We start from the raw sequence: 22,213 nt of genomic DNA, 5'->3' as shown, positions 1-22,213 counted from the left end.
ATGGGCCTTGAGGAGCAGGCACGGCGGGCGTACCGGGCCTATCAGCAGTACCAGCAGCACGGTCCGCCCAAGATCCGGTTACGGGAGACGTCGGCCGCGGCACCGACCATCTACTACCTGGCCCGCGACTACGACAAGCCCTCCGGCGGCATCCGCACCCTCTATCGACATGTCGATGTGCTCAACGAGGCCGGGGTCGCCGCCGCGGTGCTGCACGAGCGGCGCGGCTTCCGGTGCAGTTGGTTCCCGAATCGAACCCGGGTCACCGACGTGCGGTCGAGCCCACTGGGACCCGACGATCTCCTCGTGGTTCCCGAGACCGACGCCCGGCTGCTGCCGCGGTTGCCGGCGAGGGTGCGGCACGTCGTCTTCAACCAGAGTGGGCACCTCACCTGGAACGTGGACGCGGAGTTGGTCACGCGGCACTACCTGGGCAGCCCCGGTCTGCTCGGCGTCATGGTGGTCTCGGAGCACAGCCAGGACCTTCTCGAGTACGCGTTCCGCAGGCCCATCCACCGGGTCCGGTTGAGCGTCGACACCGCGCTGTTCAACCCGCCCGACCGCCCCAACGGACGGGTGATCAGTTACCTGCCGCGGCGCGGGCGGGCGGACATCGAGAACGTCCTGCACCTGCTGCGGGCACGGAACGCGCTGACCGGGTGGACCATCGACGCGGTGGACGGCGCCTCGCAGGAGGAGGTCGCCCGCCGGCTACGCGCCTCGACGATCTTCCTGAGCACCTGCTACCAGGAGGGTTTCGGGCTGCCTGCGGTCGAGGCGATGGCGTCCGGAAACTACGTCGTCGGTTTCCACGGATTCGGCGGCCGGGAGTTCTTCGATCCCGCGTTCAGCCACCCGGTGCCCACCGGCGACCTGCTCGGGCTGAGCCGCGCGCTGCAGGAATGCCTGACCCGGGAGGCCGAGCAGCCCGGCTGGTGCTGGTCGCGGGGCCTGGAGGCAGCGCGCTACGTGCGGGCTGAATATTCGGCCGAACGGGAGTGCGCCAGCATCCTGGCGTTCTTCAAGGAGGTCGGGCACCGTCCCTGACCTCGCCCGCCGCCGCCGCGACGCCCCTACAGGCCATGCTCCGCGACAAGATCCCCTACCAACCACGGCCGACAGATCAGGCACCCGTCCCCGCTTGACGAAACCCGTAGGGACACCCCCGGCCGCGGGGATTCCGGCCCCACCAGGGGTGGGGCCGGAATCCGGGTGGGTAACGTCAGGACGTCACGGTGTGATCTTGTAGATGTGGTACGCGGACTCACGGGCGAACGCATCCTGCAACGCGCCGCCGCTGATCGGCACCGTTCGGTTCTCGAACAGCACCTCTGCCCGTGCCCCCTTCATTCCGGGCGGGAGCGTCAGCTTCTGGGTGCCGGTGCCGCCGGTCCGGCCCGGCATGGCGAAGACGTAGTACGAGTTCCCGTACGCCTTGAGCATCGTGTCGAGGTTCGGGTTGAACCGCCACTCGTATGACTGCGTGTTCAGCACGGGCGCCAGGGACGTCACCCGCCGGTTCAACTCGGTCACCACCGGCCGGATCGCAGCGCCACACCGATCGCGCAGCACGTGCTGGGAGAGGCAGGTCCCACCGAAGTTGTGGTTGAAGTACTGGATGCCCCGCGCCTCGTGGATCAGCGAGTTCATCACCGCACCGGCGATCTGGTCACCGGTGATGGTCGGTGCGTCGTTCTCGGTGAACGGGTGCCCCACCTCCACGAAGGCGAAGATCGGCTGACGCTTGCCGTCGGCCCCGTCGAGGTGGCGCATCCGGTCCATGGTCCGGCCGTAGTTCGCGGCGCGTCGGCAGTTCTCCGGCCGGACACCAATGCCGGGCCCCTCGGACGGGGAGTTGCAGACGCCGGGATCGGTGTACCAGTAGATGTCGTTGGAGACCATGCTGGTGTAGCTGTTGACGAAGCGACCCGCCTCGGCGTCGGTCTCCCAGAACATGACGCCCTTGCCGTAGTTGGCGTACCGCAGCCGCCCGTCGGCGGGGAACCGCCTGAGCATCGCCTCCTGGATCGTGTATCCACAGCGGCTGTTGGCAGGTTGGCAGACCGCTCCCTGGCCGGGGTGGTTGCCGGTCCAGGCGGAGCTGCCCGGCCCGCCCCACATGTCAACCTCGTCGGACAGTGACCAGGCGACCGTCGACGGCCCGAGCTGCTGGCTGTTGCCCCCGATCACGCTCATTCCAGCGCTCTCGATGAGCCGCAGGTTGCTGTTGTCGGTCGGCGCCACGTAGGTGTTGATGCCCGCGCTCTTGTCCAGAGTGGTGTCCCGTGCCTCGATCACGCTCTCCTGCCACACCCCGATCGGGAAGAAGGCCGGGTTGGTCCAGCCCGCTGCCCGGGCGACCGGGAACGTCCCGTAATAGGCGGGGCCACCCTCCCACGCAACCCGGGGCAGGGCCAGCGGACTGGCCGTGGTGGTCGGTGTCGGACCGGGCGTTGGGGTGCGCGTCGGCGACGGGGTCGCCGACGGGGTCGGGGTCGGCGAGGTGCTCGGGCGGGGGGAGACGCTCGGCGAGGCCGATCCACCCACGGCGGGAGCGAAGACGACATCGACCCAGTAGTTGCTGGCCTGGTAGGTCGACGTGGGGAAGCCACCGGTGCCGTACGCGTAGACACCCGCGACGCCCGAGGTGCTCAGTGGGCCGGAGGTCACCGTCCGGTTGAAGAAGTTCTGCGTCGCCCGGTACCGAGTGGTGTGGTACGAGACGACGTACACCTGGCCGGCGTCGATCCGCACCGGCGTCGGGAGCTTCACCTCCTGCCAGCCCGAGGGCGACTCGGAGGTCGAGGTCGCGGTGGCGAGCTTCTGGCCCCTCGCGGACCAGACGTTGACCGGGTGGGAGCTTCCGGAACCGTTCGCCTTGAGGATCCGGACGGCCGTCAGCGTCCCGTTGCTGCTCGAGGTGAAGCGCAGGCCGAGCTCGACGGGCTGGGTGTCGGGATCGGTCGGTACGCCGGAGACGTCGGTCCCGGCGAAGAAGGAGAAGGTTGCGGATCGGCTGGTCGCGGCGTCGGCGGCGATGACCGTTGCCGAGGCCAGGACGGCCAGGGCCGCGGCGATGGTGAAGGTCAAGCGCCCGCGACGTGGGTGGTGCCCCGGCGGCGAGGCGGGCGGGCGGGGGGCCGGAGGAACGGGAGGATGCTGGCTTTCCACGAGACTGGCACCTTTCGGGTTGGAGCTCTTATCGCCCGCCATCCCGTTTGATCGAGATGGATACGCCTCCCCAGTGCGATTGTCTGACGCGGACAGCTACCGCTGTTCCGGTCAGCCACCGCTGCCCGGGCTAACGAGGAGCAGCAACCAGTCGGGTACGGCCCTTCGTGAGACTTAATGGTTACTTGAGAATAGGCACCCCAATCGCCCGGAATGCCCCGACGGTCGTTGATCCGGCAAAAGCGGTATTCAGCCGCCGAGGACTACCGCCCGAGCTGGGGGCGCTCCCCCCGCCCCCAGCCGGAGCGCACACTCCACCCTGGAGAGCGCCGCTGCGCCTCGGCCAGCAGGATGATCACGACATAGCAGGCCGCCGCCGGCAGCAACCGGGGCGACCGGAGCAGCACGTGCCGGAGCCAGGACCAGGAGCTCGGGCCGGGCACCGGGTCAAGCGGGAGGCCGTACTCCGGCGGGGCGGACCGGACGAAACGCCAGAACTCGGCGTTGCCCTCCCGCGCACGGGCCACCCGGCGGATGAGATCGCCCGTGCGCTGCGGCGCGCGTACGCGTATCACCGCGTCGATCTCCACCTTCTCGTCCGCGCCGACCACCGCGTCGAGGAACATGTCGTCGGCCGTGATCTCGGGAATCCGGTCGAAGCGGGATCTCGCCTCGGCGGAGAGCGCGATGATCCCGCGCCCGAAGAGGCGGTTGCGAAACACCGGGAGCCTGGCGTTCATCGCGTAGTAGGCGCGGACGGGCCAGGCGCTTCCCGAGCAGTCGATCAGTGGCCGGGGCACCGCCGCGACGACCCCGGGCTGGCTCACGGCGGCGGCGAGCTGGCGCAACACTTCGGCCGTGACGGGCACATCAGCGTCCACATAAATTCGAACGTCGCCGTTCGATGCCTGGTCAGCGGCGTTCATCGCGGCAGCTTTGGACGGTGTGGAGATTTCCAAAACGTGTACACCAAAAGAACTAGCGACTGCGGCAGTGTCGTCGGTACATCCGTTTGCGGCGACGATAACCTCCATATCGGCGCCGAATTCAGGAGATTCGAGCAGGCGCCGAAGGACACCACGGATCCCGGCCGCTTCATTGAACGCGGGCATGATGACACTGATTTGCACGCATCGATGCTGCCAGTCGGGAGGCAAACCAACAACCGGTCGAATGGCCGAGTGCCTTCTCACGCGGAAGCCCGCAGATGCTGCCCGTTTGATGCCTTGCCTCTGCGCGCAGCCTCGGTAGATTGCTGTCCCATGCCCTCCTATGTGCACGGTTCTCGTGTCGGAAGCCGGGTCAACGTCTACGGGGTCGACTTCGACCCGCTACAAGAGAAAGACGTGATTCAGCATGTCGTCACCGAACTTGCCGCAGGACGGGGCGGACAGATCGTAACCCCCAATGTGGACATCCTTCGACTTACTCGTCGAGATCGGGAATCACGGGCGCACGTCGAATCAGCGAGCCTGGTCGTTGCCGACGGCAAACCGCTGGTCTGGGCCAGTCACATTGCCGGACGTCCACTGCCGGCCCGAGTTCCAGGCTCGGACCTGATCTGGAGCCTGTCGGCCGCACTGGCCGAGCACGACCGCTCGGTCTATCTGATGGGCGGCGCACCGAGCACCCCGAGCCGCGCAGGACAGGTCATGAGGTCCCGGATCCCGCGGTTGCGGATCGCTGGCCACCTCAGCCCGCCGTTCGGCTTCGACGCCCACCCGGACCAGCTCGATGCGGCCTGCGCCACCGTGGCCGCGGCCCAGCCGGACCTGGTCTTTGTCGGGCTCGGCTTCCCCAAGCAGGAACGCGTGATCGCCCGGCTCCGCCCCCTGTTGCCCCGCGCCTGGTTCCTGGGCTGCGGGGCGGCCATCGGCTTCGTGGCGGGCGTGCAGCGACGGGCTCCGCAGTGGATGCAGCTGTCCGGGCTGGAGTGGGTGCATCGGCTGGCCAGCGAGCCCGCACGGCTGATGCGGCGGTACCTCGTACACGATCTTCCGTTCGCGCTGGAGCTGATGGCGGTGAGCGCCCGTCAGCGGCTGCGCCTGCGGCCGGAGGCCCTCGCGGATCGGGCCGCGGCCGCGCCGGACGGGCCGGTCCAGACCGGGGGGCAGCATTGAGTCGGCCCGACGTCTCGGTCGTCGTCGTCTCGTACAACACGCGCGACCTGACCCTGCGCTGCCTGCGGGAGCTCATCGACAGCCGCACCCCGGACGTCCGGTTCGACATCACAGTGGTCGACAACGCCTCGCTCGACGACTCCGCCGACGCAATCGCCGAACGCTTCCCCGAGGTGCGGCTGATCCGACTGACCGAGAACGTGGGCTGGGGCCGTGGCGTCAACCGGGGCGCAGTCGCCAGCGACGGGGAGTATCTTCTGCTGCTCAACCCGGACACCGTTCCGGTCGGCCACCCGGTTACCGACCTGCTCACGTTCGCCCGGCGCCAGCCCGAGCACCGCGTCTACACCGGGCGGACGTTGCACGCCGACGGCACGGACGACGGGTATTCCTGCTGGGGGCTACCGAGCCTGTGGAGCCACTTCACCTTCGCCACCGGCCTGTCGACCGCCTTCTCCCGCTACCAGTGGGCCAATCCGGAGGGCCTGCCCCGGTACGACCGGCAGTCGGTGTGCGAGGTACCGGCGGTCTCCGGCTGCCTCATGCTCATCGAGCGTGACCTGTTCTGCCAGCTTGGCGGCTTCGATCCGCAGTTCTTCCTGTACAGCGACGACATCGACCTGGCGGCTCGGGCCGCCGCCCTCGGCGCTCGGCCGATCCTCAACCCGGACGTCGCCGTGATCCATGTCGGTGGTGCCTCGTCGAGTTCTGAGGGGCAGCGGGTGAAGATCCTTCGGGGCAAGGCCACCTACGTTCGCCGCCACTGGTCACCGCCACGGGCTCGACTCGGCATCGGCCTACTGGCCGCCGGTGTCGGCCTGCGGGCCGTCGGCACGGCACTGCTCACCTCGGAGCGGTCCCGTGGCGTCGACTGGATCTCTGTTTGGCGGCAACGCCGGGTCTGGTCGGCCGGCTGGCCGCAGATCAACGAGCCCCGGCCGCCGCAGGACCCCAGCGAGGTGCCACCACCGTCGACGGCGCCACCTCCGCCGGCGGACCGAGCCGGCGCAGTAGGCCGAACATCAGGTGGATAACCGTCTCGCATTTCCCGTACGGCCCTGTCGCACACGCCCGTGGCATCGCTTTCGGATAACAGCGGCGGCTCCGTCGGCACGTGCACAAACTGGAATGACGGCGCTCCCGGTGCTGGTCAGGATCGTCGCATCCATGGCCGCCGACCACCTCTGGACGCACAACGGTCCAACCAGTGAGATTGGATTGCACAATCGGCCACAACCCGATTCTCGTCGAAAGACGACGTGCGGCAGACGCTCGACCAGGGCCCACTCCGTCAGCGTGATGTCCGTTGATTCGATCTAGAGTCACATTGCCAACAATGGGCCGGGCACCGGCCACCGAGGGTGGTTCGGCAGAGGCGACGGCATAACGGCCGGCGACGCGTTCGACAGCGACCCGGAAACCCGCACCATGCCGATTGCACACCTCTTCACCGCGATGCCGACGACCCGACGATCGTCGCTCACTGGCGTCGGATCGCGATGATCGACTTGGTCAGGCCCAGCAGACGCTCGTTGCGGATGACGGCGTCCGGAAACAGGTACCGGAGTTCGGTGCGACCGATCAACTCGGTCGTCAGGACCTGCCGAATGGCCGCCGCGTAGGACTTGCCCGGAGAATAGGCGAGCGGCCACCTGCGCGCCATCACCACCCGTGCCGACACCGGCAGGAACTGCATTCCCGGCGCCACCCAGTGTGGCTCGACCGGGAAGTAGCGGTACGGCGTCTGCACCCAGTACGCACGCCCCAACCCACGGATCGCCTCCGCCATCCGGCGACGACGCTCGTGGCCACCGACGTGCTCCAGGACGCTGTTGCTGAAGACGAGGTCGTAGTCGCGGCTGAGGATGCTCTTGGGCAGCTCGCAGGCATCGGCCTGGTCAGCCTCGGCCCAGTCGGGCAGATCCGTCGGCAGCGGCTCCAGGTTGACCACGTGCACGTGTGCCGGTCGGACGGCGACGTGTGCCCAACTCTCCACCCGACCACCCAGGTCGAGGACGGTCATGTCCGCCAGGCTCGGGAAAGTGTCCGACAGCCAGGCCGCGCGCAGCGCCCGCCGTTTCGCGCCCAGTGAGGTCGGTGAGTCGACGAGACGGAACCTGAGCGCGTGGAGTCCCATGGGTGCCTGTCCTCCGGTCTGCTGAAGCGTCGATGTCGCAGGAATTGCCTCGGTCAGAGGCCCCGGCCCCGCCGGTGCAGCGTGCGCAGCACCGTGTCGGCGCGGAGCATCCTCCCGGCCACCGCGAGCGCGAGGTACGCGCGCGGCTCGCGCGGGTTGCGCCGCAGGGCGTGCCGAGCCCAGCGCATCGCCACCCGCCGGTCGCCGGAAGCGGCGTGGGCGAAGGCGATCTGTCCCGAGACCCGCGCCGCGCCGGCCGGTTGGGTCCCGAACTCGGGGTAGCGCTCCAAGAGCCACTGCAACGCCTCCGAGATGGTGTCCCAGCGCTGCGCGAAGTAGGAACGCCTGTGCCAGCGCACCAGCACGTACGGCGTGCACAGGTTGACCAGCGGCGCGTTGCGTGCCGCGCGGAGCAGAAACTCGTAGTCCTCCGCGTAGCCACCAGGTATCTCTTCGTCGACCAGTCCGAACCCGGCGCGCAGCGCGGCGGCGCGCATCAGGAACGTCGACGGGTGCAGCTCCGTCATCCGGTCCCGCAGCAGATCAGCGAGGGTGACCGAGTCGCGGGCCAGCACCCGGTCGACGGTGTTCCCGTCGTAGCTGACCCGGATGCCGCAGCTGACCAACTGCGCGTCGGGGGCAGCGGCGAGCGCGTCGACCTGGGCCCGTAGCTTGCCGGGCAACCACTCGTCGTCGTCGTCGCAGAACGCGACGAACTTCCCGACGGCGGCGAGGGCCCCGGAGTTGCGCGCGCCGGCCAGGCCCGGGGTCCGCTCGTTGGGGATCACCCGGACCTGACGGTCCAGGCGAGACAGCTGCGTCAGCGACTGATCCGGTGCCGACTGGTCGTGGACCACCACCACCTCGACGGGGCCCGGGTAGTCCTGGTCGAGGATGGCGCGCACCGCGGCCCGGACCAGCTCCGGACGGTCCCGGGTGGGCACGACCGCGCTCACCCGCGGGTGTCCGGTCATCGCCGCTCCCCGTGCCGGTCCGGTAGCAACCACGACCACCATCTCGCGCGCTGCCGCTGGCTGACCGACGCGACCACCAAGTCCTCCACGATTCGCCCGACCTGCTCGACCGCCGCCCGGCGTGTCGTGGCCGCGTCCGGATCCGCCGCGACGGTGAACCGGAAGGGGTCGGCGAGCCCCGCGGTGAGCGCCCCGACCACCGCCTCCCGGGTCTCGGCCAGCGCCACCATGCCGGCTGCGCCCAGGCGACGGGCGAAGAGCAGCTGGTGGTCGTCGACGTGCTCGCCCCGGGCCGGGTCCCGGGGGGTGACGATCGGCAGGTGCCCCTGCCTGCGTGCCTCCAGAATGGTGGCGGGCCCGGCGTGGCAGACCACCAGGTCGGCCTCGGCCATCGCGGCCTGGAGTTCACGGTGGCCGAGGAAGGTCACCGCCCCGGGGACCGCGGGTGCCCGGGTGTGTCCGTGCTGGACGGTCAGCCCGACGTCCTCGTCCACGCCGCGGTGCCAGTCCTCCAGCCAGCGGATCAGGCGGTCGAAGGGGTGCGTGTCGGTGCCGACGGCGACCAGCACCCGGGCCCGGGCGAGATCGCCGGAGCGTCGCGGTCGGGACAACCCGGCGCTCGGTGCCGGTCGGGGTCGACCCGCGGTGACCCGGTGCGCGGGGACGTTGCCGGTGTTCTCGGCGCTCACAACAGGGTCCCCACGACGGTGGCCTCCGGGTACTGCCGCCGCTGCTCATCCCACTGCACGAGCATCGCGGAGAGAAACGGTCGGCAGAGTCGGGCGGTCACGGTCGCGGTGTCGATGCGGTCGTACACCTCGATGTAGACGGTGGGTACGCGCCAGAGCCGGGCCAGCAGCACGAACGGAACGGCCACTCCAGCTCCGGTGGTAACCACCGCTGCGACCCGGCGCGACCGCAGCACCCGCCAGGCGAGGACGGTGTTGCGCAGCAGGTTCGGCACGTTGCGGGTGGTCGGATGGTGCGCCGCGACCACCTCCTCGCCGACGAGCTGCGAAACCGCCTCGGGTGTGTCGAAGGTGATCCAGCAACGCCGCCAGCTTTCGTACCACGGACGCAGGGCGAGCAATTGGGCCAGGTGGCCGCCACTGGAGCCCACCAGGAGAAGGACCCCAGGATCGTTGGCATTCTCGATTGTCGTGTCCACGCGACTCCCCACACGTGCGCTTGGATTTTCGGTGGCAGCCATGCACCAGCAGATCACACGTCCCCGGGCGGTGAACAGAGCGATCGACGGACATATGGATCCGCAGGTGGGAGCACCGGGCAGTCGAACACGATCAGCCCCATCAATGATCACCATGGCGTGGAATTTCTTTCTCATCGTCGAAATCGATGATGGATAGGACATTTACCAATCTCGAAGGATCAGTCGCTGGTTCGTTTCTCGATGACGTCCAGCAGGGCGGGGTGCAGCGCGGCATTCCAGCCCGCGCCGGCATCGGCGAGCCGCCAGGCGCGCAGCCACATCTCCAGCAGGTAGGCGTCCGCCACCAACCTGCGGGCCGCCGGCCCGAGCCCCAGCTCCGCGCCGTACCGGTCGAGATGGGCGTCGACGGCCAGGGCCGCCGCGGCGGCTGGCGCGTCCCGGAGTACCAGGGCCCGCTGAAACGCGTCGTGGGCCAGATCGAAGCCGAGCGGAACGCCCGGCCCACTGTGCTCCCAGTCCCAGGCCACGAGGCGGCCGGCGTGCACGCCCAGGTTCCAGGGCACCCAGTCGCCGTGCCAGTGCCCGAACTCAACGGCCGTGCCGCCGTGCCGACGCGCCAACGCGGCGACGGCGGCGACCGCCCGGGCGCCATCCGGTGCGCTGGCAGCGGCGCGCTCCGCCTCAGCGGTGAGCCGAACCAGGAACGGCGACCCGGCCAGTTGCCGCGGTGGCTCCGGAGGACTGCCGCGACGGGCGACCGCCAACAACGCGGCGATTCGCGGAGGTGCGTCGGCCACCACCCCCCGCACGGCCGGCGGCAACGGCTCGACCAGCGCGACCAGCTGCCCGCTGGCGGCCGTCTCGACGAGCAGTCGGGGTGCCGCCGGGTGGTCCGGTGTTCGGGTCGCCGTGGTCAGGTCGCGCAGGGCCGCCGCCTCGGCCGTCACCAGTGCCCGGGTGGCACCGTTCCAACCGATCTTCGCGTACCCGAGGGCGCGGCCGTCGGGCGCGAACAGTTGCAGAGTCGGCTTGTGGTTCGGGTCCGGCGGGCGCACCCCGCAGGCCGCGTAGACCCCGGCCCCACCGAGCGCGGTGCCCAACTGCCCGGCCAGCAGCACCTCGTCGGCCGCGACCTCGTCGGGTAGCGACACGGTGAGTCGGGGAAACGGGGCCAGGTCCATCGCGCCGACCCGGGCCAGCACCCCCAGCACGGCCCGCACCACTCGCACTCTCCACGGACGCAACGCGTTGTACGCCAGCAGCGACGCGGCCGTGGCGCGCGGCGCGCCGAGCGGCAGCAGGAACCGTGCCCGAGCCAGCGACGGGACGACCGCGTACCGGGCGGCGGCGCGGTGCCCGGGCGGTGGTGGACCACTCACGGTGAGGGCGATGCGCTCGTCACCGAACACCGCCCGGGTGACCCAGCCCAGTCCGTCACCACGAAAACGAGGATCGCCGGAGACCGCGGCCCCGGCCGTCACGGTGCCCGCTCCGACCAGTCGAGGTCCAACCCCAGCCGCTGCCGTAGCGCCGCGTTGTGCGGTCGGTAGTACTCGGTCAGCTCCGCCCGCACCTGCGCCTCCAGCGGCACCGACCGGCGATCGTTGTAGACCTTGAAGGCGGGCAGGTCGTGCGGGGGCAACCCCAGGAACTCCACCGTTCTGCGGTAGGTGCCGCGGGCGTCGCGGTAGAGGTCCTCGCTGGGAAGGACCAGGATCCGCTCGCGGTCGAACCGGCCCAGCCACGGCTCCAGGTGCTCCAGGTAGCGCCCCCGAGCACGGTAGGTGTACCAGTCGAAGGGCTCGCTGAAGGACTCCGGCTCGGCGATCAGTCGCTCCCGCTCCCCCGCCGTCCGCTCCTGCTCAGCGACCAACGCGTCGGCGAAGTCCAGCGGCTCGACGCCGTGCGTCCGCCGTTCCTTCCAGTGCGAGTACGCCCGCTCCACCGGGTCGCGCAGCAGCACGATCAGCCGCACCGTCGGCATCAGCGCGGCGACCCGCTGCGCGGCGAGAGGGTGGAACATGTAGAGCGGAGCGGCCTCACCAACCCGCACCGGGCCACCGTGCCGGCGCTGCAGCGTCGCCCGCTGCCGGGACGTCGGGAAGTGCGAGCGGTACCAGGCCTCGCCCCGGTGCCAGTTCTGCTCGAAGTAGTGCGAGGCCTTGGTGTTCCAGGCGGGAAAGAGGCGGGGCACCAGCGGGTGCTGGATCAGGTAGTTCCACAGTGAGGTGGTGCCGCCCCGCTTGGTGCCGATGATGAGGAAGTCCGGCAACGGCCGTCGACCGCTGGTGCGGACGCCGTAGCCGACCAGGGAGTCCTTCACCCGATTGGTCACCTGGCTCGGCACGATCTGCTTCACCCGGTCGCGGATGGACGACACCGCTGCTCACCTGCCCTTCGGCGACGTGGAGGTGGCACCGGCTGCTGCCGATTCCGCCTCGATGTCGCCACGGAGTTGCCTCATCGTCACCCGGATGAACCGTCGCACGTCGGGCATAGTCGACAAGCCGACGCAGCCGGCCGCCAGCACGCCCAACGCCACCACCAGGCCAGGAAGCCCTCGGCCACCCACGATCACGCCGGGCAGGGCCGCCGCTGAAACGCCGACCACCACCCCGGCCGCCGCGCGCAACAGCGCCGCATCGACCAGCGGCTGACCCAGCACCGCCCGAGCGCAGCCGAACGCGGTCAGGTTCTCGATGGCGATACCGGCCGCCCAGGCGACGGCCGCGCCGGTCACGCCGTGCCCCGGGATCAGCCACAGCCCAAGGGAGACGGTGACCAGCAGCCCGGTCACCGTCGTGGTCAGGTGCAGGCCGCTGCGACCGCCCATCAGCAGCAGGCTCTGCACGTTTCCCAGACCGGTGTTGACCAGCATGGCCAGGGCGAGCACGGTCACGGCGGTGGCGCCGGAGGTGAACTCGGGCCCGAAGAGTTCGAGGAACCCCAGCCCGAACACCGCAAGCAGCAGGTAGACCGGCCACGACAGCATCAGCACCCAGACGGTCAGTTGCCGGTGCACCGCCGCGGCGGCGGCCCGCTCGCTGCGCCCCAGCAGCCGGGACAACTGCGGCGACACCGCGACCCGCAGCCCATGCATGGCCAACTGTCCGGCCAGGATGTAGCGACCGACCGCGCCGAAGACGCCAGCGTCGGCCGGCCCGGCAAGCATCGAGGTGAGCAGGACGCCCACCCAGACGGCGCTGGCATCGATCGCGGCGGACGCGGCGCGGGGCAGCGCGAACCTCCAGAACGCCGACCAGTCGGCCCGCTCCGGTCGCAGCGCCGCACCCCGGCGGACGCCGAGCGGACCCACCACCAACGCCAGGCAGACCAGAACGGCGAACACGGCCGGGAGCAGCCAACCGGTCAGACCGACCAGCACTCCACCGCCGGCAACGGCCGCCAGCCCGACCAGCACCGGTCGGGCGAGCGGCACCAGGACGGACTGCACGCCGACGTACGCCCGAATCGGTCGGACGCAGCGCACCACGGCGAGCAGGAGTGTCATCGCCACCACCAACGGCACCGCCGCGAAGCTGACCGCGATCAGGGACGTACCGCCCTCGCCCGTGTTCAACAGGCGGGGACCGAGCGCACCTGCCGCGACAACCCCGACCAGGCCGACGACGACCGCGGCCACGAGCGGCGGCAGGAGAGCCACCGGGAGCACCCGGGCGGCGTCGCCCCGCCCGCCGAGACGCCGGCGCGGCAGCAGCCAGATCAGGGCGGTCTCCGCACCCAGGGTGCAGACAGCGGCGGTGACCGTGACGATGCCGACAGCGGTGAAGAACGCCCCCGAGCCGACCGTGCCGTAGCCACGGGTGATGACGACCACCAGCAGAAAGCCGAAGAGACCGTTGGCGGCGGCACCGGCCAGACCCGCGAGACCCGTACGGACGCCGCGCCGCGCTGCGGCCGTAGCGTCGACCGAGGGCTCGTCGGGGCCGGAGTCGACGGCCGAGTGAGTGCCGGCGGTCATCCCGCGACGGCCCTTCGCGGGCGAGTGGGGTGCGCCTGGTCGGGGTGCCGAGGGCCCGCTTCCCGCTCGGCGAGCGCCATCGCGACGGCGACCCCGAAGAAGGCGATCGTGATGGTGGGGTCGGCCATGCCGTAGAACGGGATCTGCACCAGGCAGATCACCGGGACCACCGCCAGCCACTGCCCGGGCGCCGAGCGGGCCCGCGCGCTCTTCAGCACAACGATCGCGAACCAGGCGAGGAAGCAGAGCAACGCCGGTATGCCGTGGCTGAACATCACCATCCAGAGCTGCCCCTGGGTGCCGACGGGCACCTGCGCCGTGACCGTGTCCACGGTGACGGGCGCGCCGTAACCGAGCCACGGTGCGGCCCCGATCCGGCGGACGACCTCGACGTAGAGGGAGAGTCGGTCGCTGTTCGTGTCGCTCGACTGGACCCGCTTGTTGATCAACTCGCCGACCGGGATCAACAGAGCAGTGAGCCCGCCGATGACCAGGACCCCGACGACGGAGGCGCCCACCCGGACGTTTCCCCGCAGCGCGGCCCGCACGCCGAGCACGCCCAGGCCGACGCCGAGACTCACGAACATGACCCGGTTCAGGGTGAGGAAGGCCGGTGCAAGCGACAGCGGCAGCGACACGAGCAGCGCCCAACGGAGGAAACCCCGGCGGCGCAACATGGTGTACGCCACGACGCAGGGCAACGTCATCGCGTACGCGCTGCCGTAGTTGTTGGTGTACGGAAACGGCGCCGTCGGACGGTAGATCGGGTTGGGCGACAGTTCGCTGTACTCGGCGGCCCTGATGTGGACCAGATCCTGCGTGTACGGGTGGTCGGCCAGGCCGGCAGGCAGCACCATCTCCATCGGGGTGGTCAGCGCGAATCGCGGCGCCAGCACACCAAGCCAACCCAGCAGCACCAGGCCGAACCAGAACGCGCAGATCGGCACGAGCGCCGCCGCCGGATCGGCTCGCTCCCTGGCATACACGTACACGTACCCGCCGACCACGAGGGCGGTGACGTAGTAGCCCAGCCGCAGACCGAAGGGGAGCAGCGAGATCGGCGAGGGTAGTTGGGTGGCGCTCAGGAGCACCAGGGCCAGAAACAGCAGCCAGACGCCGGTGGCCGGAGGCAGCGGCACCCGCCCCCGGACGATCAGCAACGCCAGCAGCACTGCGCCGCACAGCGGCCAGACCAGGTAGAACGCGCCGGCCAACCACCACACCGGGACCAGACCGAACATGATCAGCAGCGGCCAACGGGGCAGCCGCGGTGGCGGCGGCGCCGCGACGGCCGAGGGGCCCTCCCCCTCCGGCTCGCTGGCCGCCAGGGCGAGGGTGACAGACACCCTCAGCCCCGTCCGCTGCCGGTGAGCACGAAACCCAGGGGGGTGACCCCGGCCGCACGAAGCCGCTCCACGAGCCGGCGCAGGTCGCTGTGCCGGGTCCCGTCCTGTTCGACCAGGATGACCGCGCTGCCCTGGCGGGCCACCGCGACGCCACGCTCGTCGGCCTCCGAGGGTGGCGCGTTGAAGAGCACGACCCCGGTGGTGACGCGCTGCCGCCACGTGCCGAAACGCACCCCGCCGGCACCCACGGGCACCTCGCCCGCCTTGGTCGCGGCCGCACCCGGGCCGTTCGCCGTCGCGTCCAAAGTCGTTCGCGGCAGGGTCAGGGTGGCGTCCGGGTCCTTCGACGGGCGGCTGCCGACCGGGTAGGGCGACGGGCGGCGGGTGGGGACCTGGCCGATGATGCCATTGCCGCTGACCGCATCGGTGCCTCGGGGCTTCGGGACGAGGGGACGGGCCGGGTTGAGCGCCGCGGGCAGTTGGTCCCGGTCCGCCAGCACCGCGGCACGCAGCCTCTCCAGTCGGCCGCTGTCGTCGGCCACGTAGACATCCCGGCCGGGCGCGGCGAGCGCGACCGCCAGGGAGGCGGTGATGGTGCTCGGGTCCTCACGTGTGGTCAGCAACGCCACCCGGGCCGGCTCGCGAACCCGCTCGGCGATCGCCATCGCCACGTACCGGATGTCGGCGTCCATCACCTTCCGTCGGCCGCCGAACAGGCCGCCGGCGAACAGGCCGCCGCGCACAGTGCCGAGCAGCGGCAGGCCGGTGACGTCACGTCCGTCGTGGACCGATCGGACCCGACGGTCCGCGGACTCCCAGGCGAACGCCAGCACCACGCCCAGCAGCGCGCCGCCGAGCAGCCCGGCCAGCACGTAGAGCAGGGTGTGCCGGCCGGAGGAGACCAGAACATTTTCCGCGCTCTGTGTGATCCAACCCGGATTGACATCGACCGCCGCGATCTCTGTCCGCGCCGACCTCAACTGGGTGAGCTGACTGTTGGTGCCGCCCAGTTCGGCAATGGCGGCGTCCAGCGCACCATCCCGCGCGCTGACGATTCGCCGCTGCAGAATCTCCCGCTGTTTGTCCACCTCCACGATGCTCTCGTCGTAGCGCTTCAGCATCTCGGCCCGCTGCTTCTCGTACATCGTCCGGCGTACGTCGAGGTAGGTCTGCGCGGCGAGGTTGACGTTGCGTACCGCGTCGTCGGCCGAGCGACCGGTGTACGAGAAGCGGAGGATCTGCCCGCCGGTGGGCACCTCCACCGCAAGGGCGTCGCGCACCTCGCGCTGGTCCCCGCCCTCGGCCGCGAGCCGTTGCACGACCTCCGTCCCGGTGGCGATGCCGCTCTCCACGTTCATGTTCACCGCCCGGTCGGCGGCGGCGCCGCTGGGGGTGAACGCGTCGGTGACGACCGGGCGTACCGCCACCACGGCGCTCGCGGTGACCGCGCTGGGCATCAGGACGACGTACCCGAGGACGGCGAGGAGGCCGACGGCGGCGACCGCCCCCACCAGCCGGATCCGGTGCAGCGGGACGCGGAGCAGATCCGTCAGGGTGACCGTGCGGGCCGACGTGCCCCCACCGCCGAGGGTGCCGGCGGACCAGGTACCGGGAGGTACATCAACCATGAAACTTCACCGTCTGTCGTGGGTTGCCTGGACGTGTCGACACCTGCGACAGGCGTGGCACATCCCCTCGAAACGCTTCGGGCCAGCGATCTGGTCCGCCGCCGACCGGATCGTCATCTGTCGATTTTCGGTGACAGTGGAGGTCGCTGTCACTGCACGGAGAAGAAGATCCGGGGCGTGGACCAGGTCAGTGCCCCGCTCGCCGGTGCGATCACCGTGCCGGCCGCGCCGTTGACCGCCAGGTCGGCCGTGGGATCGAACGGCACGCTGCGCAGCGTTCCGTCGCTACCGCCGTACACGATCCGGCCGCCGACCCAGGCCATGCCGCGCACCGACGACCAGGTGACACCCGTGGTCTGCAGGCTGAACTCGGTGGCGCCCAGGTAGTTACCGTCGATCTCGAAGTAGCGGTAGTAGAGCGCGTTGGCACCGCTGCGGGTGTAGTACAACCGGCCACCGAGGTAGAACGCGCCGGTCATGCCCGCGGCGTTGAACCAGTCGTTGAACCCCGACGACTCCCAGGGGACGCCGATGGCACCGCCGTTGAACATCGAGACGTCGATCCGGCTGCCGGTGGGGGCACCGGCCACGGTGTGCGCCCAGTAGATGCGGTCGCTCACCCGCCAGGTCGCACCGGCACTCGTGTAGTTGGGTTGGCTGACGGTGGTGGGGGCACCGACACTCGCGCCGTTGAACGACGCCTTGGCCAGCTGGCCTTCGCCGGTGCCGAGGTAGAGGTTGCCGGTGGTCGCGGTCGGCGGCGTCTTCGGGACCACGGTCCGGCCACCGTCGAGCGGAAACATGCCGAGCCGGCCGTGGTACTCGCTGCCCATTCCGTCGGAGTTGTGCCCGAAGTAGAGCCCGTCGCTGCCTCGCCAGAGCACGGGGACCTGCGAACCCCAGGTGCTTGTGCCCTCCGGCATGGACGCGCTGCCGCGGCGGCCGGGATTCCAGGCCACCGGCAGGCCGGTCGCCGGAGTGACGGCGGCGATGCCGAGGCGGTCGATCGCGCCGTCGCCCGCCGCGTCGGTGGCGTTCGGGTTGTTCAGCCAGCGGAAGTGCCCGCCCAGGTAGATGACATTGTCGGCCACCTCGACGGAGGTGATGGTGTCGTTGCCGGTGTAGTCGACCCAGGTGCCGAGCTGACCCCCACCCCGGTTCGCGGTCTCGAAGCGGATCAGCGCGTCACAGTACGCCGCCGGCCAACCGGCACCGCCGTTGGTGCCGACGACGAACCAACTGCCGTCCGCGCCGAACTTCACATCCTGGACGTAGTGCACGAAGGTCGCGGGCGCCGCGCACGGCGCGACGAATTTCTCGGTGCTCCAGTCCAGCAGCGTCGGCGTGCCCGAGAGATCGATCATCGCCATCTGGTTCCGGGGCAGTCCGTTCACGACTGTGAAGTTGCCGGCGGCGATCATGGTCTGCCCGTTCGGCGTGACATCGATCGTCCAGCCGTACGAGCCGGTGCCGTGCCTTCCGACCGTGGCGTTGATGGTGAACGTCGGGTCGATCGCACCGGTGGTGGCGTTGAGTCGACCCAGCCCGGAGTGCGCGGCGCCGTTCAACCAGTTGAAAGCGCCCGCGACGTAGAGCCAGTTGCCGCGCAGCACCATGTCCCGGATCATGCCGCCGTCCGAACGACCGACCCAACTGTCGATGGTCGCCCCGGTCGTCGGATCCAGGGCGACCAGGTTCTTCCGGGAGACACCGTTGACCGTCTTGAACCCGCCGCCGACGATGAGCGTGCCGTTCGGGCCGGCGAGCAGGGTGTTGACCGGGCCGTCGAGGGCCGGCAGGAACGTGGTCGAAATGGTTCCGCTAACCCGGTCGTAGGCGAACAGGTAGCTCTGGTTGACCCACGCCGTGGCGGCGGTCTGCCGAATCTGGGTGAAGCTGCCCCCCACGTACACCCGCGAGCCGACCTGCGCGAAGGCGCGGCTCTCGCCATCGCGGCCGTGCGGTGTGACGTCGGCGGGGTTCGTCGACACCAGGGTCGCCGTCTCGGGGGCCGGCACCACCACGGCCGAGGCGGCAGAGGGGATCGTCAACAGCGCGGCTACGGTCACCAGACCGACTGCCGCCGCGCGGATACGACATCGTGCAGATCGCCGAGAGGGCCTGACTGTGGGCACGCTGCGCCTCCAGGTTGGACGAGAACCCACGTAGCGTGCCCCCTCGGTCACCGTTGGCGATATCCGCCGATTGGGCGGTCACTGGCACGGACGCGGCGGCGGCGGCGGTTTCGCTGTCGGGTGTCAGACACCGCGGGTGAGCCGTGCCCGGGTGGCGATGCGACGAACGGGTCAGGCGGTGGTCGTGGCCTCGACGGGTGCCACGTGCACGGACCGGGCGGGTGGACGCACCCGCCCCTCGGCGACGAGCACCGTCAGAACCAGCACGCCGAGCAGCAGCGTGCCGAAGATCCACCCACCGAGCACGTCCGTGAGCCAGTGCTTCTCGGCATAGATGCGGGTGTAACCCTCCACAGAGACCAGCACGGCCAGCGCGGTCGCGATGGCGATTCGGCCGCGTCGCGAGACGTTCCAGGTCAACCCCGCCAGCACCGCGATGACGCCGAACGTGAGCATGACGCGGGCGCAACCGCCAGAGGGATAGGTGCCGACGTCAGTGGGTGGGTGGCCCCGGTTCACGGTCACTGCCAGGATCTGCTGGGTGTACTGCTCGACCACGAACTGCATCGGCAGCGCGATCAGCGGAATCCACCAGCGACGGTGTCGCCAGGCGATGGCGAAGCCGACCGCCGCGACCACCGTCGCCCACTTGAGCGGGTACCGGTCCCCGAGCGCCGTGACGAACGAGTTGACCTCGGCCCACCCGTCGACCCGGCGGGCGTGCACGTAGTCGAAGACCGGGTGATCGACGGACGGCTCCAGTCTGGACAGCGCCTCACCGAGGGGCCAGCAGACCGTCACCACCGCCGCCGACCCAGCGAGCAGAACGACGAGAGCGGCGCCGTTTCGGCCGAGAGCCCCGGTGAGCCCGGCCACCGCGACGCGTAGCCGGTCCGCCGCGCGGCTCCGCTGTGCGGCCGGAGCCCACCGGGTCGCCGCCACGGGGATCAGGACGGCCGGCACCAGCACCGACGCCGCCCCCAGAGCGTAGATCAGCACCACCGCCGGACACCGCCGTCCGGTGGACCGGTCACTGGCCCCGTCACGTCCGTGGCACGTGGCCACCTGGTCTCCGTCACCGCCATCGGTCCTCCTCCACCGTCCGTGCGATCGTCAGCGACTGCCTCCGGTCGGCTGCCGCAGGTACGGGTCCTGTCCGGCCTGCGCGAAGCCCGCCACCGCCGCGGCGTCGTGGTTCATCGTCATGTCGCAGCGGGCCGTACGGCTGGTCATGCCGGCCGAGTTGAAGTAGATGGCGGCCCTGATCTTCGGGTGCGCTTTCAGCGCTGCCGGGAACTCCTGGAACCAGCGCTGTTTGGCACTCGGGTCGGCGGCGTCGAAGTTGGTGCCGAACTCGGCGAGCATCCGGGGCTTGCCGGCCCCGATGCCGCTGTCGTCCAGCCAGTTGTAGAAACCACCGACCGTCGTGCTCGGATTCCTCCACACCGTGCTGCCGTTGCAGACGTGGAAGTTGTACGGGTCGTAGGCCACCCAGTCGACGTACCGGTCACCCGGGTACAGGCCGGCGTACCGTGAATAGTGGCCTGACCAGCCCATCATCGTCCAGACCCAGACCGCGTTGGTCGTACCCGCCGTGGCGAACCGCTCGTGGACGTAGCGCCAGGCACGGACGAAGTCGGCGTCGCTGCCCTTGGCCGGCTCGTCCTCCGGCTCGTGGTCGAAGCCCAGGAAGACCGGCACGCCGACCGCGCGAACCCGATCCGCGACCGCGTCGATGGTCGCATCGTGCCTGCCGCTGTAGACATCGGCCCAGGTGAGGGTGGTGCCGGCGGAGAAGTCGCGGGACTCCCAGGCGAAGAACAACAACCGGCCCTCCCGCAACTGCCGCAGTTCGTACGCGTCGGGGAACGCACCGTTGCTGCCGGCGTTGGAGAAGTCGTGATAGCGGTGCACGATGTCGAACCTCCGCCCGACCTGCCTCTCCACGTCGGTGACGGCCTTGCCGTGGTCCCAGCCGCCGGCCGCCCCGGCGGGTGAGTACATCCCCCACCAGGCGCCACAGGAAGGCACGAGTTTGTCCGACACCGAGCCGCACCCGACGGGCGGGTTGGTGGGGACTGCGGTGGCGGAGGGCGTCCGGGTCGTCGGCGCGGCCGTCGGCGAGGGCTCCGGGGCGTTGGTGGTCGGCGACGTGCTCGGCGTCGGCCGGGTGGCCGGCGGCGACGACGGCGCGGCACCGATGTCGTAGCTGACCAGCAGGGTGGGACGCAGCTCCGGATCACGATTGTCGGCCGACGCCCAGTAGATCCGGCTCTCCAGGCCACTCTGCGTCAGCGAGACCGTCCAGGTGCCGTTGCCGGTGACCAGCTCGGAGATGTCCCACTCGTTGACGCCGCTGGACACCGCGGACACGCTGTCCAGCGCGTCACCGGGCGATGCCAACGCCGGCCGAGCCTCGTGCGCGCTCAGCGGTGAGGCGTGCGCTGTCACGACGGCGGCAAACTGCTGCCAGGCGTGCACCCGCAGCGTCGCCCGGAGGTTGACCGCGGCGGCCGGCACGGTGGTCACGGCGAACTCGATGACCGCCTCGCGTCCACCGCGCGAGTTGCCGTCGCAACGCGTCGGGCAGGTGGCCAGCGTCGCCTTGGCCGCGTTGTCACCGTCCTGCGACACCGCGCTCGCGGTGGTGTCGGCCGCCGCCCGGATCGACAGGTCGTCGCTGGCCAGCAGCGGCATCATGGTCGCCACGATGCCGGCGACCACCGAACCGCCGACCACGCCGATGGCGATCGCCCGGCGCCGACGTGCGTGGTGGATCCGAGTTCTGCGGTGCAGTCCATGCCTGGTCAAGGGCACTCCCTGTATCTGCTTCCGTAACGGTCAGCAGCGTATCGACGACCAGGTGATGTCGTATGCAGGACAGTTTTCCGTAAGCGCGTCTTAACTCTCCGCTAAGTTGGCCACCATCGCCCCGCCCGGAGGCCGACTCCTAGCGGGCCGCGGTGAGGGCTTCCCGCATCGCCTCGACCGGGGCGGGCACACCGGTGAACTGCTCGAACTGCCCTACCGCCTGAGCGAGCAGCAGGTCCAGACCGGACACCACCCGCAGACCGGCCGCGACGGCGGAGGCGGCCAACGGGGTGGGCCACGGGTCGTAGAGAGCGTCGAAGAACACCGCGCCCGGCCGCCAGGCCACCTCGGCGGCCAACGGGTCGGCGACCCCCTTCGGAACGGTGGAGACAGCCAGGTCGGCGGCGGAGAGGTGCCGGGGCGCGTCGGCCCAGCCGGCGGGGGTCAGCGCGACACCCAGGGCATCGGCCACCGGCCGCAGCTCGTCGATCGCCCCCGACCGGCGGGCGACCACCGTCACCGAGAAGCACGCCAGTTGAGCAGCGGCAGCGAGCGCGGCGCGGGCCGTGCCACCGGCGCCGAGCACCGTCACCGCCGCACCCGCATTCACCCCGGCTGCGATGAGCACCCGCACCATGCCGGCGACGTCGGTGTTGTCGGCGTACCAGGAACCGTCCGGGCGGCGTACCAACGTGTTGGCCGCGCCGACGGCGGCGGCGACCGGCGAGGCCTGCGCGG

General features: G+C 70.4%; 18 protein-coding genes. 3 read left to right on the top strand and 15 right to left on the bottom strand.

The features are described from left to right. On the top strand, positions 1-1,047 hold the full coding sequence (locus tag ACWCO3_RS07185; protein WP_450008952.1) for a glycosyltransferase: 1,047 nt from the start codon (positions 1-3) through the stop codon (positions 1,045-1,047). 183 nt (positions 1,048-1,230) lie between these two features. Here the strand turns inward: ACWCO3_RS07185 and ACWCO3_RS07180 are convergent, their stop codons facing one another. Together ACWCO3_RS07180 and ACWCO3_RS07175 are read right to left on the bottom strand one after the other, a co-directional pair. Continuing rightward, positions 1,231-3,090, bottom strand: coding sequence for a DUF4082 domain-containing protein (locus ACWCO3_RS07180; RefSeq protein WP_358052174.1), 1,860 nt, complete (start codon positions 3,088-3,090; stop codon positions 1,231-1,233). A 344-nt stretch (positions 3,091-3,434) separates the two neighbouring features. Next, the gene (locus ACWCO3_RS07175; protein WP_450008961.1) at positions 3,435-4,235 is read right to left on the bottom strand and encodes a glycosyltransferase; all 801 of its coding nucleotides are present in this window, start codon (positions 4,233-4,235) and stop codon (positions 3,435-3,437) included. Between ACWCO3_RS07175 and ACWCO3_RS07170 the strand changes: the two genes are divergently transcribed. Further along, positions 4,134-5,291 carry a WecB/TagA/CpsF family glycosyltransferase gene (locus tag ACWCO3_RS07170; RefSeq protein ID WP_450008950.1) on the top strand — a complete coding sequence of 386 codons (1,158 nt, stop codon included), beginning with the start codon at positions 4,134-4,136 and terminating at the stop codon, positions 5,289-5,291. The two genes, ACWCO3_RS07175 and ACWCO3_RS07170, sit on opposite strands and share 102 nt — an antisense overlap. Next, the gene (locus ACWCO3_RS07165; protein ID WP_167524883.1) at positions 5,288-6,325 is read left to right on the top strand and encodes a glycosyltransferase family 2 protein; all 1,038 of its coding nucleotides are present in this window, start codon (positions 5,288-5,290) and stop codon (positions 6,323-6,325) included. The genes ACWCO3_RS07170 and ACWCO3_RS07165 overlap by 4 nt, the downstream gene beginning before the upstream one ends. Before the next feature lie 446 nt (positions 6,326-6,771). Here the strand turns inward: ACWCO3_RS07165 and ACWCO3_RS07160 are convergent, their stop codons facing one another. The 13 genes from ACWCO3_RS07160 to ACWCO3_RS07100 form a co-directional block, all read right to left on the bottom strand. Then, positions 6,772-7,428, bottom strand: a complete 657-nt coding sequence (locus ACWCO3_RS07160; RefSeq protein ID WP_145783783.1) for a class I SAM-dependent methyltransferase — start codon at positions 7,426-7,428, stop codon at positions 6,772-6,774. A gap of 53 nt (positions 7,429-7,481) precedes the next feature. After that, complete coding sequence (locus ACWCO3_RS07155; RefSeq protein WP_450008946.1) at positions 7,482-8,444, bottom strand: glycosyltransferase family 2 protein; 963 nt, start codon at positions 8,442-8,444, stop codon at positions 7,482-7,484. Then, positions 8,399-9,013, bottom strand: a complete 615-nt coding sequence (locus ACWCO3_RS07150; RefSeq protein WP_145785751.1) for a glycosyltransferase — start codon at positions 9,011-9,013, stop codon at positions 8,399-8,401. The genes ACWCO3_RS07155 and ACWCO3_RS07150 overlap by 46 nt, the downstream gene beginning before the upstream one ends. 74 nt (positions 9,014-9,087) lie before the next feature. Continuing rightward, positions 9,088-9,570 carry a UDP-N-acetylglucosamine transferase subunit ALG14 gene (locus ACWCO3_RS07145; protein ID WP_244311798.1) on the bottom strand — a complete coding sequence of 161 codons (483 nt, stop codon included), beginning with the start codon at positions 9,568-9,570 and terminating at the stop codon, positions 9,088-9,090. Between the two features lie 221 nt (positions 9,571-9,791). Further along, positions 9,792-11,054 (bottom strand): hypothetical protein, encoded by a 1,263-nt coding sequence (locus ACWCO3_RS07140; protein WP_145783787.1) that lies wholly within the window; start codon positions 11,052-11,054, stop codon positions 9,792-9,794. Next, positions 11,051-11,953 carry a sulfotransferase domain-containing protein gene (locus tag ACWCO3_RS07135; protein ID WP_358163650.1) on the bottom strand — a complete coding sequence of 301 codons (903 nt, stop codon included), beginning with the start codon at positions 11,951-11,953 and terminating at the stop codon, positions 11,051-11,053. Before ACWCO3_RS07135 ends, ACWCO3_RS07140 begins: the two co-directional genes overlap by 4 nt. A 6-nt stretch (positions 11,954-11,959) precedes the next feature. After that, a complete protein-coding gene (locus ACWCO3_RS07130) occupies positions 11,960-13,555 on the bottom strand; it encodes a lipopolysaccharide biosynthesis protein (RefSeq protein ID WP_450008942.1) in 1,596 nt (531 codons plus the stop codon). Beyond that, complete coding sequence (locus ACWCO3_RS07125; RefSeq protein ID WP_145783793.1) at positions 13,552-14,901, bottom strand: O-antigen ligase family protein; 1,350 nt, start codon at positions 14,899-14,901, stop codon at positions 13,552-13,554. The genes ACWCO3_RS07130 and ACWCO3_RS07125 overlap by 4 nt, the downstream gene beginning before the upstream one ends. A 2-nt stretch (positions 14,902-14,903) precedes the next feature. Next, complete coding sequence (locus tag ACWCO3_RS07120) at positions 14,904-16,529, bottom strand: lipopolysaccharide biosynthesis protein (RefSeq protein WP_450008940.1); 1,626 nt, start codon at positions 16,527-16,529, stop codon at positions 14,904-14,906. A gap of 149 nt (positions 16,530-16,678) precedes the next feature. Next, complete coding sequence (locus tag ACWCO3_RS07115; protein WP_450008958.1) at positions 16,679-18,622, bottom strand: hypothetical protein; 1,944 nt, start codon at positions 18,620-18,622, stop codon at positions 16,679-16,681. A 213-nt stretch (positions 18,623-18,835) separates the two neighbouring features. Beyond that, complete coding sequence (locus tag ACWCO3_RS07110) at positions 18,836-19,666, bottom strand: phosphatase PAP2 family protein (protein ID WP_450008938.1); 831 nt, start codon at positions 19,664-19,666, stop codon at positions 18,836-18,838. Positions 19,667-19,777: 111 nt separating this feature from the next. Next, positions 19,778-21,481: a glycosyl hydrolase gene (locus tag ACWCO3_RS07105; protein ID WP_450008936.1), complete on the bottom strand. Its 1,704-nt coding sequence runs from the start codon at positions 21,479-21,481 to the stop codon at positions 19,778-19,780. A gap of 133 nt (positions 21,482-21,614) precedes the next feature. Then, a partial coding sequence (locus ACWCO3_RS07100) for a shikimate dehydrogenase (RefSeq protein WP_450008934.1) occupies positions 21,615-22,213 on the bottom strand: 599 nt, incomplete at its 5' end.

It is taken from the genome of Micromonospora sp. NPDC002411, assembly GCF_053592955.1.
This window is presented reverse-complemented; position numbering and strand designations above follow the sequence as displayed.